This window comes from Pseudomonas wuhanensis (assembly GCF_030687395.1).
Classification (GTDB): domain Bacteria; phylum Pseudomonadota; class Gammaproteobacteria; order Pseudomonadales; family Pseudomonadaceae; genus Aquipseudomonas; species Aquipseudomonas wuhanensis.
The window spans coordinates 4,410,415-4,425,296 of record NZ_CP117430.1 but is presented as its reverse complement, the minus strand read 5'-3'; the positions used below and the strand labels follow the sequence as shown (position 1 = coordinate 4,425,296).

Below are 14,882 nucleotides of genomic sequence, written 5' to 3'. Positions count from 1 at the left end.
GTCATGTTGAGGTGAATTCGGGGACCAGATCGGTTCACCTCACAGGCAGCTATCGGCCGATTGTGTTGAAAAAGTCGACCCGGCCGAGCTACCCATTTATCGAACGGTGAAAATGCCATTTTTGCACACCGCTACGTCAAATCTGAGCCTTGAACCTTCTGCGCAACGCACGAATTTCAATCTCGAACGCGTACTTTTCTGCCGTAGAAACAGAAGTCGACTTTTTCAACAGAATCGGCCAGAAGCGGTCATTCAGGACGGAGACGCTAAACCTCTACCGAACATAGACACACTGCCGACGACTTCGTACCCTCGGGGCTGGTCTGTCGGCTCTTTTAGCTTGAGCACTCGGCACACAGCAGCATCTTGCCATGGAAGAAAAAATGAAGTTCTACGCAAACAAACTGAATGGAAACTTTCTCAGAAATGTGCTTCCCGACGAAAGTGTTCAAGTTGATTGGGTTCGCGCAGCCATTGCTTACGGGAGTGATGGAACTACTCTCGTGGAAAATTGTGTGGAGCACGGGCGTAGGCTCGACATATGGATGCGATATGACCATACAGTTCCGGTAGATCCTCGTCTCCTTAGACTCTTGCTTCGAAACAGCGGAAAAAACATCTTCTGCATCCTTATTCCGGATGTTCTTCACGCAAAGGTAATTTGGTGGAAGAACTATGGCGTATATATTGGCTCCGCAAACCTCACCGAGCGTGCTTGGGTTACTAATATTGAATTTGGCGTATTTATCCCGGAGCAGGATCTAGAGGCCAATGGAGGTATAGCTGAGATAGAGGGGTTCTTTGAATCCTTGATTTCTTGCGATGCAGCACAGCAGTTGACGGAAGAAATAATCCAGGAACAGGAGAGAATTCTTAGGTTCAGAGAAAAAGACCTGCAAAAAATTGAGCACGGGGCGGAGCGTTTGAGGAGCATTAAGAAGTGGGAGGGCCCCGCCTTTACGAGCTCCGATAAAGCGCTTGATATTCGCAAGGAATCTTTCATTAAGGAATGGCGCAACGGCCTCTCCGTTTTGAGAGATATTGCTGATAGAGCCCCGGACTACCGTCCAAGGTGGCTCAGTCAAGATGTGCCTGCGGCTTGGCAAGCAGACCAGTTTTTGCACGCCTTTTACTACAACAAAGTGGTTGATGGAGTTCGTCATCCATTTGATGAGCACTATCAGAAAAATAGGAAAGATCCAGCCGCAAGCATGCTAGCTGCGCTAAAGTGGTGGTCTGAACTGGACGCGCCTCCGTCCAGTGAAGACGTGAACTGCCACGTCCGAGCCCCTGTCATACGTCGTCATCTAAAAAAGAACAAGGTAAGGTCTCTTTCTCTAGAGGAGTTCTTTGAGGTTCTGCATGCCAACCACTCGACCGTAGACCATGTGCGTCGTATGAGGCTTGAGGAGTTAGGTTTGAGGGGCGTGCAGGACGTTACTGAGGCGCAGCGTGTCAAGGCATTCGCCGAGCTGCTGTTTAGCCAGCAAAATGAAAGGGGTGAAACAGTCTTAGACCTCTTAGCCTTTGTGCTTGATGGCGGTTCTCCAAATGACATTCCGGCAAGACTGTTTGAGGTGGTGCATAGCTCAGCAAGAAGATTCCCTCATTTTGGAAACAATCAAATCGCAGAACTTGCAGGATGGGCTCGCCCCGAGTTGTGCCCGCCACGTAATGGCAGAACCAGTAAGGGGTTAAGGGCGCTAGGCTACGACGTTCACGTGTACTAAAGGTTTCAGTACGCTTCGTATGGTAAAGCCGAACAATTCGGTGCAGGCGCTACGGCCCTAACGGGACGTGCTTGAGCTCAAAACACTAGTGTTCGGTTTGGCCCGACAATAGTCGGATGGTAGGGGCTGCTTCTGGGCAATTTCAGCTTGTTGCGACCGACTGAAACCGGCCAGAAGCGGTCATTCGCTTATAGCCGGCGAAGCCTATACCTTTATCGAAACGAGGGGATTCCAGTTAACGGCGATAGCAGCTCATCTTCGTCCATAAGATGTCTTTCGATGTCAGGTAGGATCAAAACTCCTAGCGTGTAATTGAATCCACTACCCTCGATTACAAAGGCATGTTCTTCAATTTCAAGCTCTGCTGATTCTCGCGAAAGCCAGGCGTTCGCAGGAATGATACAGGACGTTCCAGTCGCTGATCGCACCGCATTGTTCAGTACTGACTGAGCGGGAGGTTCAATGGTTTCGTTCCGAGTGGCGAAGTAAGCACCAGATCGGAATGCCCGCTCGTTTGAGCAGGACCAGTCAAGGAAGCCGTCTTTGGCTGATAGGACGATAACTCTACCCGGTGCTACCTCACGCCATTTTAAGGCGGCTGCGGTGACTGAAACACCGTATCGATCTGCACAGTGGCGAAGCAAGTCCATCGAGAACGGATGCCCATCTACCTGTGCCCGGAAATCGTTGAGCGGCATCAGCAAATACGATGCGAAGGTATCGGCTTCAACCTCAATATCACGTCCATGGGGATCCCAGGAGTGCATGTCTTGATTTGAGCAATTGAAGCGAGATTGGCGTTCGCGATGGAGCATGTAGTGCCCAAACTCGTGGGCAATGGTGAAGCGAATCCGGCCTTCCGACTCAACGTCCTCGTTAACGCCGATCATCCATCCATTGCCCTTCGGACTCTTGGCTAGCATCCCCTCGAACGAGGGTAGCGGAACTGTTTTGATAGCCAGAATTGGCTGATCAGGACAGGTCTGCGACGACCACTCGAGCGCTAATGCTCTCACATCGACCGGAAAACGGTCACCCCCTAACACCTGCTCCAAAACTCGAGATATACGAATCGCTTCGCTCTTAGGGGTAGTGGCCATGCTAAGTCAGCTCCACCAATCGTCGACCATTTTCCGAACAGCCGCATCTGAATGGCGAACCTGTGTGGGCAATAGAGCTAGAGCGCGACCAGCTCGGCGACTTTTGCTGCCACCACCGCCATTGAATCTTCGGCAGTGTCCAAGCCGCTTCGGGAGGCGAGCAAGGGGCTGACATTGCGGAGAGCTTCATACGTGGTGTTGTGCACAATGGGAACGAGTTGGTTACCTGCCAGGAGTGCCGAAAGCTCTTTGTCGGCGACGCTCTCTTTGGGGAGGCGGGTCAGCAGCGCAGGCGCCACCGCCACTCACCAAGCCCTGTTAAACCTGGGCAGGACTCGCGATGGGCGCATGCGGTTGATCACGACCAACTTCGACCGTTTATTCGAAGAGGTGATGTGAGCTCCAACATGCTGCACGCTGACATGTACAAAGCATCGCTTACAGCAGCCGTATGGGTTCCCTTCACAGGGAACGGGAACTGGGCGAACTTACCCCCGTTGAAAGTGATATGGATAACGCGCTGTGACCCCGCGCCGATTCGTTTACCTTTCACCGTTTCCACCGGGAAGGCTGGGTGGTGTCCCTTCAGCGTTGCCATCAGCTTCCTGGCAAAGAATGCATCGCTATGGGTAGTCATGGCCGCCTCTTTTTTTACCGACCTGACCTGAGCTGTCGTCGCACTTCGACATGCGATGAGCTTTGGGCGGTTGCAGGAGTTGAGTGCAACACGGTTATTGGATTGAAGTGGGCGCATCGTGCCGCATAGCCATGGCCTTTTGCATCACCTCACTCATCATTTCGATCGGACATTTGAAATCGAAGCGTTTACGGGGGCGCATATTCAGTTGCAAGGCAATGGCATCCAGTTCTTCCTGGCTGTGTCCCGACAAGTCCGTGCCCTTGGGCAGGTACTGGCGGATCAGGCCATTGATGTTTTCGTTACTGCCGCGCTGCCAGGGGCTGTGCGGGTCGCAGAAGTAAATCGCGATGCCGGTTTTCTGGATGATCTCGGCGTGTCGCGCCATCTCCCGGCCCTGGTCGTAGGTCAGGCGCTTCTTCGACAAGGCCATTAAAGCGAACGGCGAGCCGGATAAGGTCGCGATGGACAAGAGCGGCGCTAAAAAGGCCGCAATCGATGCGATCAACACCGCTCGCAACGTGCTCATTCTGGTGCGCCAGGTTAAATACCTCAACAACATCGTCGAGCAGGACCATCGCGCCATCAAGCGGGTGACCAGGCCGATGCTCAACTTCAAATCGTTCCGGTGCGCCAACTGCGTGCTCGCCGGAATCGAACTGATTCACATGATCCGCAAGGGCCAGTTCGCTATTGATGGCACCGACGCAAGTAAGCCGACAACACGGCCCGGTGCTACGGATGAGCAAATCAACGCGCACCTGCATAACGACGACGGATCGTTAAGAACTCGCAGCGACGTCGCCAGCGCCCTGCACGCCGTCGGATTGGGGGCAGGTGCCAAGCGCATCGCGGCCCAGCTGCAGGCCGCGCGTGGACCGCAATAGTCTGGATGGCCCGCTGACGTGAGGGGCACTGTCCTAACCGCTCGACGCCACTCCATAGCCCGTTCCAGCCGGTCCGCTGGCTTCAAACCCCGCCTTTGAAAAACCTGTTCACGGCCAACGGCGGCTGGGCAGGGTTGCTGGAGGCGGCGGTCTACGCCATCGAAGTGGAATCGGTGAGCAAAATGCTGGCCAGCGGCACTCGATCCTGGGCGTAAAGCACTGCACCTGCGGCAATGGGCACTGCCCGCACGTCAAATACCGGTGCAACACCCGCCACTGCCGGGCCTGTCCGTCGTGCGGCAAAAAGCCACCGATCAGTGGATGCCGTCCAACACAACCGCTTGCCCGACTGCGCCTGGTACCACCTGGTGTTTACGCTGCCCGACACGCTGTGGCCGTGTTCTTTCACAACCGTGCTCTGCTCGATGCGCTGTGCCGCCTGGCGGCGGACAACCTGTTGTACGCCGCCAGGCGGCGAGGTTTGCGCATCGGGCTGTTTGGCGCGCTCCACACCTACGGTCGGCGGCTCAACTGGAGTCCCCATGTGCACCTCTCGGCGACCGCCGGTGGCCTGGATGAGCAGGACGTCTGGAAAAACCTGGCGTTTCATGAAAAGGCGATGCGCCGGCGCTGGATGTGGAATGTGCGCAACTACCTCTTGGAGCAATGGGGCCAGCTCGTGTTGCCGCCGGAATTAGCGCACATCACCTGCGAAAGCGACTGGCGACACTTGATACTCAACGCCGGCGGCCAGCATTGGCACGTCTATGTGTCGAAGAGGACGGCAAACGGGCGAAAGACGGTGAATTTACCTGGGCCGTTACCTGAAAAAACCGCCGATCTCGGGCAGCCGCCTGGCGCATTACACCTCCAGTGCGACGTTGAGCTTCACCTACCTGGATCACCGCACGCAGACCTACCAGGAGGAGTCGCTGAGCCAGACGGACATGCTGCGCCGGGTGGTGCAGCACATCCCGGAAAAGCACTTTCGGATGATTCGGTATTTTGGTTTTCTGGCTAATCGGGTGTGTGGTCAGCAGTTACCACGGGTTTACGAAGCGTTGAAGATGGAGGCGCGCGGCAAAGCGCCCAAGAGGGCAGCCTACGGCTGCAAATGGGTCCGTGCCCACTTCACAGCCATGTTGCCTGGCCCGCGTGTTCCCCCGCCCGCCTTCGGAACCCCCTAAGCCCTTGTGACCACCTACTCGGATCCAGGTCGTTTCGTGCGGCCGATTCAATCACTCAGAACAGGCCCAGACCACCATGGATCCCCTCCGATCAGGTAGCCCTTCCCAGCACTACACCGCATCAGTCAATTCCGCTCACCCCCAGAAGCGTCGGGCTCTCAGGCTCAGCCTGTCCATCCCGGTAGAATTTCTCTTTCCCGATTGAGCCTCAATGCGGGCCTGGCTTTAGATCAGGTTGTAACCCAGCCCAACCTCGATCATCAACGTGTTGCATCGCTGGTACGCAACGCTCTACAGGACGACTCTTTTCGGCTTCAATCTACCAGCGGTATGGAGGCTACCTATCAGGCGTCGGTCAGCCCACCAGTGGGTGGCAATCCTATGAGCATTGCCAATTTAACCAGGGCCGAGTTAACCATCAACACGCGATTAAACGATCAATCCCAATACGACATCGTTAGCGCTAATTTGCGTGACCTTTCGGGAGCTATATCCGTAAACCTGCCCGGCCCTCCGCCTGCCTCGGCACACGCGGAAGCGTCCTCTGCCAGCGGGCAACAGCCATCTCCCAGCCAACTGGCCGCGCAATCCTCACGGGGTCAGTTGACCCAGGCCCTGATTACAAAAAGCAGTACTCAGAACTTTTCCGGTGCACCGCTGCCGTCGGGCGCTTCGGTCAGTACCCAGTCCATGGTCTTTTCCCACGACGGCTCGGCCGGCACCTCAACAGGCGTTCCCGGGCCTAGCCGGAACCGGCCCGCTCATGCGGTAAGCAGCGCACCCTACCAGGCGCCCTCCCTGTCCTCTCGGTCGGGGGCAGCGTCCGAAGGCCAGCCGCCAAAACGGCGAGGCGCCACGGATAATCAGATCTCCGCGCACCTGCACAACGACGACGGGTCGTTGAGAACTCGGAGCGACGTCATCAGCACCCTGCACGCCGTCGGATTGGGGGCAGGTTCCAAGCGCATCGGGGCCCAGCTGCAGGCCGCCGGGGGGGCACGGCGTCTGCGAGGCGCCACGGATGCTCAGATCGACGCGCACCTGCACAACGACGACGGGTCGTTGAGAACTCAAAGGGCCGTCGCCAGCGCCCTGCAGGCCGCCGGATTGGGGGCAGATACATCGCGCATCACGGCCCAGCTGCAGGCCGCCGGGGGGGCACGGCACCTGCGCGGCGCCACGGATGAGCAGATCAACGCGCACCTGCATAACGACGACGGATCGTTAAGAACTCGCAGCGACGTCGCCAGCGCCCTGCACGCCGTCGGATTGGGGGCAGGTGCCAAGCGCATCGCGGCCCAGCTGCAGGCCGCGCGTGGACCGCAATAGTCTGGATGGCCCGCTGACGTGAGGGGCACTGTCCTAACCGCTCGACGCCACTCCATAGCCCGTTCCAGCCGGTCCGCTGGCTTCAAACCCCGCCCTTTGAAAAACCTGTTCACGGCCAACGGCGGCTGGGCAGGGTTGCTGGAGGGCAGCGGTCTACGCCATCGAAGCGGAATCGGTGAGCAAAATGCTGGCCAGCGGCACCTCGATCCTGGGCGTAAAGCACTGCACCTGCGGCAGTGGGCACTGCCCGCACGTCAAATACCGGTGCAACACCTGCCACTGCCGGGCCTGTCCTTCGTGCGGCAAAAAAGCCACCGATCAGTGGATGGCCGTCCAACACAACCGCTTGCCCGACTGCGCCTGGTACCACCTGGTGTTTACGCTGCCCGACACGCTGTGGCCGGTGTTCTTTCTTTCAACACACCGTGCTCTGCTCGATGCGCTGTGCCGCCTGGCGGCGGACAACCTGTTGTATGCCGCCAGGCGGCGAGGTTTGCGCATTGGGCTGTTTGGCGCGCTCCACACCTACGGTCGGCGGCTCAACTGGAGTCCCCATGTGCACCTCTCGGCGACCGCCGGTGGCCTGGATGAGCAGGGCGTCTGGAAAAACCTGGCGTTTCATGAAAAGGCGATGCGCCGGCGCTGGATGTGGAATGTGCGCAACTACCTCTTGGAGCAATGGGGCCAGCTCGTGTTGCCGCCGGAATTAGCGCACATCACCTGCGAAAGCGACTGGCGACACTTGATACTCAACGCCGGCGGCCAGCATTGGCACGTCTATGTGTCGAAGAGGACGGCAAACGGGCGAAAGACGGTGAATTTACCTGGGCCGTTACCTGAAAAAACCGCCGATCTCGGGCAGCCGCCTGGCGCATTACACCTCCAGTGCGACGTTGAGCTTCACCTACCTGGATCACCGCACGCAGACCTACCAGGAGGAGTCGCTGAGCCAGACGGACATGCTGCGCCGGGTGGTGCAGCACATCCCGGAAAAGCACTTTCGGATGATTCGGTATTTTGGTTTTCTGGCTAATCGGGTGTGTGGTCAGCAGTTACCACGGGTTTACGAAGCGTTGAAGATGGAGGCGCGCGGCAAAGCGCCCAAGAGGGCAGCCTACGGCTGCAAATGGGTCCGTGCCCACTTCACAGCCATGTTGCCTGGCCCGCGTGTTCCCCCGCCCGCCTTCGGAACCCCCTAAGCCCTTGTGACCACCTACTCGGATCCAGGTCGTTTCGTGCGGCCGATTCAATCACTCAGAACAGGCCCAGACCACCATGGATCCCCTCCGATCAGGTAGCCCTTCCCAGCACTACACCGCATCAGTCAATTCCGCTCACCCCCAGAAGCGTCGGGCTCTCAGGCTCAGCCTGTCCATCCCGGTAGAATTTCTCTTTCCCGATTGAGCCTCAATGCGGGCCTGGCTTTAGATCAGGTTGTAACCCAGCCCAACCTCGATCATCAACGTGTTGCATCGCTGGTACGCAACGCTCTACAGGACGACTCTTTTCGGCTTCAATCTACCAGCGGTATGGAGGCTACCTATCAGGCGTCGGTCAGCCCACCAGTGGGTGGCAATCCTATGAGCATTGCCAATTTAACCAGGGCCGAGTTAACCATCAACACGCGATTAAACGATCAATCCCAATACGACATCGTTAGCGCTAATTTGCGTGACCTTTCGGGAGCTATATCCGTAAACCTGCCCGGCCCTCCGCCTGCCTCGGCACACGCGGAAGCGTCCTCTGCCAGCGGGCAACAGCCATCTCCCAGCCAACTGGCCGCGCAATCCTCACGGGGTCAGTTGACCCAGGCCCTGATTACAAAAAGCAGTACTCAGAACTTTTCCGGTGCACCGCTGCCGTCGGGCGCTTCGGTCAGTACCCAGTCCATGGTCTTTTCCCACGACGGCTCGGCCGGCACCTCAACAGGCGTTCCCGGGCCTAGCCGGAACCGGCCCGCTCATGCGGTAAGCAGCGCACCCTACCAGGCGCCCTCCCTGTCCTCTCGGTCGGGGGCAGCGTCCGAAGGCCAGCCGCCAAAACGGCGAGGCGCCACGGATAATCAGATCTCCGCGCACCTGCACAACGACGACGGGTCGTTGAGAACTCAGGCGACGTCATCGCCCCTGCACGCCGCGGATTGGGGGCAGGTTCCAAGCGCATCGGGCCCAGCTGCAGGCCGCCGGGGGGGCACGGCGTCTGCGAGGCGCCACGGATGCTCAGATCGACGCGCACCTGCACAACGACGACGGGTCGTTGAGAACTCAAAGGGCCGTCGCCAGCGCCCTGCAGGCCGCCGGATTGGGGGCAGATACATCGCGCATCACGGCCCAGCTGCAGGCCGCCGGGGGGGCACGGCACCTGCGCGGCGCCACGGATGAGCAGATCAACGCGCACCTGCATAACGACGACGGATCGTTAAGAACTCGCAGCGACGTCGCCAGCGCCCTGCACGCCGTCGGATTGGGGGCAAGTAGCGCGCGCATCGATGCCCTGCTGCAGGCCGCGCGTGGACCGCAATAGTCTGGATGGCCCGCTGACGTGAGGGGCACTGTCCTAACCGCTCGACGCCACTCCATAGCCCGTTCCAGCCGGTCCGCTGGCTTCAAACCCCGCCCTTTGAAAAACCTGTTCACGGCCAACGGCGGCTGGGCAGGGTTGCTGGAGGGCAGCGGTCTACGCCATCGAAGCGGAATCGGTGAGCAAAATGCTGGCCAGCGGCACCTCGATCCTGGGCGTAAAGCACTGCACCTGCGGCAGTGGGCACTGCCCGCACGTCAAATACCGGTGCAACACCTGCCACTGCCGGGCCTGTCCTTCGTGCGGCAAAAAAGCCACCGATCAGTGGATGGCCGTCCAACACAACCGCTTGCCCGACTGCGCCTGGTACCACCTGGTGTTTACGCTGCCCGACACGCTGTGGCCGGTGTTCTTTCACAACCGTGCTCTGCTCGATGCGCTGTGCCGCCTGGCGGCGGACAACCTGTTGTATGCCGCCAGGCGGCGAGGTTTGCGCATTGGGCTGTTTGGCGCGCTCCACACCTACGGTCGGCGGCTCAACTGGAGTCCCCATGTGCACCTCTCGGCGACCGCCGGTGGCCTGGATGAGCAGGGCGTCTGGAAAAACCTGGCGTTTCATGAAAAGGCGATGCGCCGGCGCTGGATGTGGAATGTGCGCAACTACCTCTTGGAGCAATGGGGCCAGCTCGTGTTGCCGCCGGAATTAGCGCACATCACCTGCGAAAGCGACTGGCGACACTTGATACTCAACGCCGGCGGCACATTGGCACGTCTATGTCGAAGAGGACGGCAAACGGGCGAAAGACGGTGAATTTACCTGGGCCGTTACCTGAAAAACCGCCGATCTCGGGCAGCCGCCTGGCGCATTACACCTCCAGTGCGACGTTGAGCTTCACCTACCTGGATCACCGCACGCAGACCTACCAGGAGAGTCGCTGAGCCAGACGACATGCTGCGCCGGGTGGTGCAGCACATCCCGGAAAAGCACTTTCGGATATCCGCTATTTTGGTTTTCTTGGCTAATCGGGTGTGTGGTCAGCAGTTACCACGGGTTTACGAAGCGTTGAAGATGGAGGCGCGCGGCAAAGCGCCCAAGAGGCGCCTACGGCTGCAAATGGGTCCGTCCCACTTCACAGCCATGTTGCCTGGCCCGCGTGTTCCCCCGCCCGCCTTCGGAACCCCTAAGCCCTTGTGACCACCTACTCGGATCCAGGTCGTTTCGTGCGCCGATTCAATCACTCAGAACAGGCCCAGACCACCATGGATCCCTCCGATCAGGTAGCCCTTCCAGCACTACACCGCATCAGTCAATTCCGCTCACCCCCCAGAAGCGTCGGGCTCTCAGGCTCAGCCTGTCCATCCCGGTAGAATTTCTCTTTCCCGATTGAGCCTCAATGCGGGCCTGGCTTTAGATCAGGTTGTAACCCAGCCCAACCTCGATCATCAACGTGTTGCATCGCTGGTACGCAACGCTCTACAGGACGACTCTTTTCGGCTTCAATCTACCAGCGGTATGGAGGCTACCTATCAGGCGTCGGTCAGACCACCAGTGGGTGGCAATCCTATGAGCATTGCCAATTTAACCAGAGCCGAGTTAACCATCAACACGCGATTAAACGATCAATCCCAATACGACATCGTTAGCGCTAATTTGCGTGACCTTTCGGGAGCTATATCCGTAAACCTGCCCGGCCCTCCGCCTGCCTCGGCACACGCGGAAGCGTCCTCTGCCAGCGGGCAACAGCCATCTCCCAGCCAACTGGCCGCGCAATCCTCACGGGGTCAGTTGACCCAGGCCCTGATTACAAAAAGCAGTACTCAGAACTTTTCCGGTGCACCGCTGCCGTCGGGCGCTTCGGTCAGTACCCAGTCCATGGTCTTTTCCCACGACGGCTCGGCCGGCACCTCAACAGGCGTTCCCGGGCCTAGCCGGAACCGGCCCGCTCATGCGGTAAGCAGCGCACCCTACCAGGCGCCCTCCCTGTCCTCTCGGTCGGGGGCAGCGTCCGAAGGCCAGCCGCCAAAACGGCGAGGCGCCACGGATAATCAGATCACCGCGCACCTGCACAACGACGACGGGTCGTTGAGAACTCACAAGGACGTCATCAGCGCCCTGCGCGCCGCCGGATTGGGGGCAGGTGCCAAGCGCATCGGGGCCCGGCTGCAGGCCGCCGGGGGGGGACGGCGTCTGCGAGGCACCACGGGTGAGCAGATCAACGCGCACCTGCGCAACGACGACGGGTCGTTGAGAACTCACAAGGACGTCGCCAGCGCCCTGCGCGCCGCCGGATTGGGGGCAGATACATCGCGCATCACGGCCCAGCTGCAGGCCGCCGGGGGGACACGGCGTCTGCGCGGCACCACGGATGCTCAGATCGACGCGCACCTGCACAACGACGACGGGTCGTTGAGAACTCAAACTGACGTCCTCAGCGCCCTGCACGCCGTCGGATTGGGGGCAAGTAGCACGCGCATCGCGGCCCAGGTGCAGGCCGCCGGGGGGGGACGACACCTGCCCGGCGCCACGGATGAGCAGATCAACGCGCACCTGCACAACGACGACGGGTCGTTGAGAACTCAAAGTGCCGTCGCCAGCGCCCTGCGCGCCGCCGGATTGGGGGCAGGTAACGCGCGCATCACGGCCCGGTTGCAGGCCGCGCGTGGACCGCAATAGTCTGGATGGCCCGCTGACGTGAGGGGCACTGTCCTAACCGCTCGACACCACTCCATAGCCCGTTCCAGCCGGTCCGCTGGCTTCAAACCCCGCCCTTTGAAAAACCTGTTCACGGCCAACGGCGGCTGGGCAGGGTTGCTGGAGGGCAGCGGTCTACGCCATCGAAGCGGAATCGGTGAGCAAAATGCTGGCCAGCGGCACCTCGATCCTGGGCGTGAAGCACTGCACCTGCGGCAATGGGCACTGCCCGCACGTCAAATACCGGTGCAACACCCGCCACTGCCGGGCCTGTCCTTCGTGCGGCAAAAAAGCCACCGATCAGTGGATCGCCGTCCAACACAACCGCTTGCCCGACTGCGCCTGGTACCACCTGGTGTTTACGCTGCCCGACACGCTGTGGCCGTGTTCTTTCACAACCGTGCTCTGCTCGATGCGCTGTGCCGCCTGGCGGCGGACAACCTGTTGTACGCCGCCAGGCGGCGAGGTTTGCGCATCGGGCTGTTTGGCGCGCTCACACCTACGGTCGGCGGCTCAACTGGAGTCCCCATGTGCACCTCTCGGCGACCGCCGGTGGCCTGGATGAGCAGGGCGTCTGGAAAAACCTGGCGTTTCATGAAAAGGCGATGCGCCGGCGCTGGATGTGGAATGTGCGCAACTACCTCTTGGAGCAATGGGGCCAGCTCGTGTTGCCGCCGGAATTAGCGCACATCACCTGCGAAAGCGACTGGCGCCGCCTGGTGCTCACTGCGGGCGGCCAACACTGGCATATCTACCGGTCGAAGAAGACGGAAAACGGGCGAAAGACGGTGAATTTACCTGGGCCGTTACCTGAAGAAGCCTCCGATCTCGGGCAGTCGCCTGGCGCATTACACATCGGGCGCGACGCTGAGCTTCACCTACCTGGATCACCGCACGCAGACCTATCAGCAGGAGTCGCTGAGCCACATGCGGCGCCGGGTGCAGCACATCCCGGAAAAGCATTTCCGGATGATCCGCTATTTCGGCTTTCTGGCCAACCGGGTGTGTGGGAAATACCTGCCGCAGGTATACGAAGCCCTGAAGATGGCAAAGCCGGGGCCGACGCCAAAGCTGTATTTCGCACAGATGGCGAAAGCGTTTTTAAATGTCGATCCGTTCAGCTGCGTGCTGTGCGGCGCGCGGATGGTGTACACGGCGGCGATCAGTGGGCTGACAGTGAAGGGGCTGGTTACCCATGCCCACGCGATCGCGCGGATGAGGTATGTGCGGGCTTGATGCGGGAAAGGTGCGTCCGAAATCTGGAAAAGGTAGAGAAAAGTCGCTTTCGGCCCCTTTTTCGACGCGGGCGATGGGTGAAAAAACATTTTTCCCTGACATCGACGCCACGTTGGAAAAGTTTCGATGATGCCTTTTCAGCTCATGACCCTGGTTAGGAATTATTGAATTTCCTATACATGTACGCACATCACGATGGGACACTTGGTGAGCATCATCACGATCATGAGTTTTATGTCCGTTACCACGAAGCAACAATGCGTCGTGATTTCGGGGTCTTAATTGACAGGCTTTTTCAAAAGTACATCGCCGGCATTGCCAAACTGGAGGTCGTGCCATCAGGCGAGCACAGGGCGCATTTGAAGAGGCTAAGTCGTGATCTGGGACGGCTTAGCAGCCGAACCGTCGCTAGAAAGCGAGGCCGACGGGTCATACCGGCGTCACTCAGTAGTTGAGTAACAACAGCCAGAGTAATTAGCAGACCGGGGCACTCATCATGGCGTACAACGGCCCCTCCAGGGCGCCAGGGCAGCACCCGCAGTTGACGAGGACGAGATAGACGATAGCCGCCGCGTACAGCCCGCCCAGTGCGTCGAGATGTTTTGGGGCGGGCTTGTTCATGGCTTCTTTGGTTAGCGCTGGTAAAACATGTCTGTTTGCTTGTCCGCAGGATCTGTCTTAGGTGCGTTCAGCGGATGGCCCAATTGGCGGCGAATCTCTGCCAGCCAAGCTTTGTACGGAGTGTTTTCACGTTCGCCCCATGGGTAGGCCTCGGTCAAAGCCTTACGCAACGCCTTCATGTCGCTGCGGCCAACGCTACGAATCACTTCTGCGACGATCGGCGCCGCTGCATCTGCCCAAGACATCGTCTACATCCTCCTGCTACCCAATCTTAAACCGGAACAAGAGCTGCGTAAGGAGCTGATCATCTGTCTGCGCCAAAGCAAGACAACACGCAGGCCGCGCTCTGGTGGCGTGGATCGGCGCGGCCAGATTCCCGAGATGGTCAGCATCCATGTGCGTCCGCCGGAGATTGACGACCGTCTGATGCCGGGGCATTGGGAAGGCGACCTGATCAAGGGTAAGGCCAACGCCTCGTCCGTAGGCACGTTGGTGGAGCGCACCAGTGGCTACCTGATGCTGGTGAAGATGAATGATGCGACGGCAACCTCGGCGATGGAGGGCTTCAGTGCAGCGCTCAATGGCATGCCGCTGGCAATGCGCAAGAGCATGACCTACGACCAGGGCCGGGAGATGGCGCGACACGCCGAGATCACCCAGAAAACCGGCATCGCGATTTACTTCTGCGACCCGCACAGCCCCTGGCAGCGCGGCAGTAACGAAAACATCAATGGCCTGATCCGCCAGTACCTGCCCAAGGGCACGGACTTGTCGGGACACAGCCAGGAAGAACTGGATGCCATTGCCTTGCAACTGAATATGCGCCCCCGTAAACGCTTCGATTTCAAATGTCCGATCGAAATGATGAGTGAGGTGATGCAAAAGGCCATGGCTATGCGGCACGATGCGCCCACTTCAATCCAATAACCGTGTTGCACTCAGC

7 protein-coding genes and 7 pseudogenes are annotated in these 14,882 nt (G+C 59.2%); 10 read left to right on the top strand and 4 right to left on the bottom strand.

Annotated elements, in window-relative coordinates; genetic code table 11:
• Positions 1 to 383 precede the first annotated feature (383 nt).
• Complete coding sequence (locus PSH88_RS20455) at positions 384 to 1,730, top strand: phospholipase D-like domain-containing protein (protein ID WP_305422289.1); 1,347 nt, start codon at positions 384 to 386, stop codon at positions 1,728 to 1,730.
• A gap of 212 nt (positions 1,731 to 1,942) precedes the next feature.
• Here PSH88_RS20455 and PSH88_RS20450 read toward each other — a convergent pair whose 3' ends face one another.
• The 4 genes and pseudogenes from PSH88_RS20450 to PSH88_RS20435 all read right to left on the bottom strand — a co-directional run.
• Positions 1,943 to 2,830, bottom strand: a complete 888-nt coding sequence (locus PSH88_RS20450) for an ImmA/IrrE family metallo-endopeptidase (RefSeq protein ID WP_305422287.1) — start codon at positions 2,828 to 2,830, stop codon at positions 1,943 to 1,945.
• A gap of 77 nt (positions 2,831 to 2,907) precedes the next feature.
• Complete coding sequence (locus PSH88_RS20445) at positions 2,908 to 3,135, bottom strand: hypothetical protein (protein ID WP_305422286.1); 228 nt, start codon at positions 3,133 to 3,135, stop codon at positions 2,908 to 2,910.
• Positions 3,136 to 3,188: 53 nt separating this feature from the next.
• On the bottom strand, positions 3,189 to 3,467 hold the full coding sequence (locus tag PSH88_RS20440; RefSeq protein WP_305422285.1) for a hypothetical protein: 279 nt from the start codon (positions 3,465 to 3,467) through the stop codon (positions 3,189 to 3,191).
• 94 nt (positions 3,468 to 3,561) lie between these two features.
• A pseudogene (locus PSH88_RS20435) lies at positions 3,562 to 3,885 on the bottom strand (IS30 family transposase); the annotation flags it as partial.
• Here PSH88_RS20435 and PSH88_RS20430 point away from each other — a divergent pair.
• From PSH88_RS20430 to PSH88_RS20390, 9 genes and pseudogenes are all read left to right on the top strand, one after another.
• A pseudogene (locus PSH88_RS20430) lies at positions 3,881 to 4,156 on the top strand (DDE-type integrase/transposase/recombinase); the annotation flags it as partial. The pseudogenes PSH88_RS20435 and PSH88_RS20430 overlap by 5 nt on opposite strands.
• A gap of 293 nt (positions 4,157 to 4,449) precedes the next feature.
• Positions 4,450 to 5,448, top strand: a pseudogene (locus tag PSH88_RS20425) (IS91 family transposase); the annotation flags it as partial.
• A 696-nt stretch (positions 5,449 to 6,144) separates the two neighbouring features.
• On the top strand, positions 6,145 to 6,870 hold the full coding sequence (locus PSH88_RS20420; protein WP_305483346.1) for a hypothetical protein: 726 nt from the start codon (positions 6,145 to 6,147) through the stop codon (positions 6,868 to 6,870).
• 54 nt (positions 6,871 to 6,924) lie between these two features.
• A pseudogene (locus PSH88_RS20415) lies at positions 6,925 to 7,976 on the top strand (IS91 family transposase); the annotation flags it as partial.
• Between the two features lie 1,150 nt (positions 7,977 to 9,126).
• A complete protein-coding gene (locus PSH88_RS20410) occupies positions 9,127 to 9,393 on the top strand; it encodes a hypothetical protein (protein ID WP_305483345.1) in 267 nt (88 codons plus the stop codon).
• A 184-nt stretch (positions 9,394 to 9,577) separates the two neighbouring features.
• A pseudogene (locus PSH88_RS20405) lies at positions 9,578 to 10,329 on the top strand (IS91 family transposase).
• 847 nt (positions 10,330 to 11,176) lie between these two features.
• The gene (locus PSH88_RS20400; RefSeq protein ID WP_305422280.1) at positions 11,177 to 12,064 is read left to right on the top strand and encodes a hypothetical protein; all 888 of its coding nucleotides are present in this window, start codon (positions 11,177 to 11,179) and stop codon (positions 12,062 to 12,064) included.
• A 54-nt stretch (positions 12,065 to 12,118) separates the two neighbouring features.
• Positions 12,119 to 13,318 (top strand): annotated as a pseudogene (locus PSH88_RS20395) (IS91 family transposase).
• An 897-nt stretch (positions 13,319 to 14,215) separates the two neighbouring features.
• Positions 14,216 to 14,866 (top strand): annotated as a pseudogene (locus PSH88_RS20390) (IS30 family transposase); the annotation flags it as partial.
• Between the last annotated feature and the right edge of the window lie 16 nt (positions 14,867 to 14,882).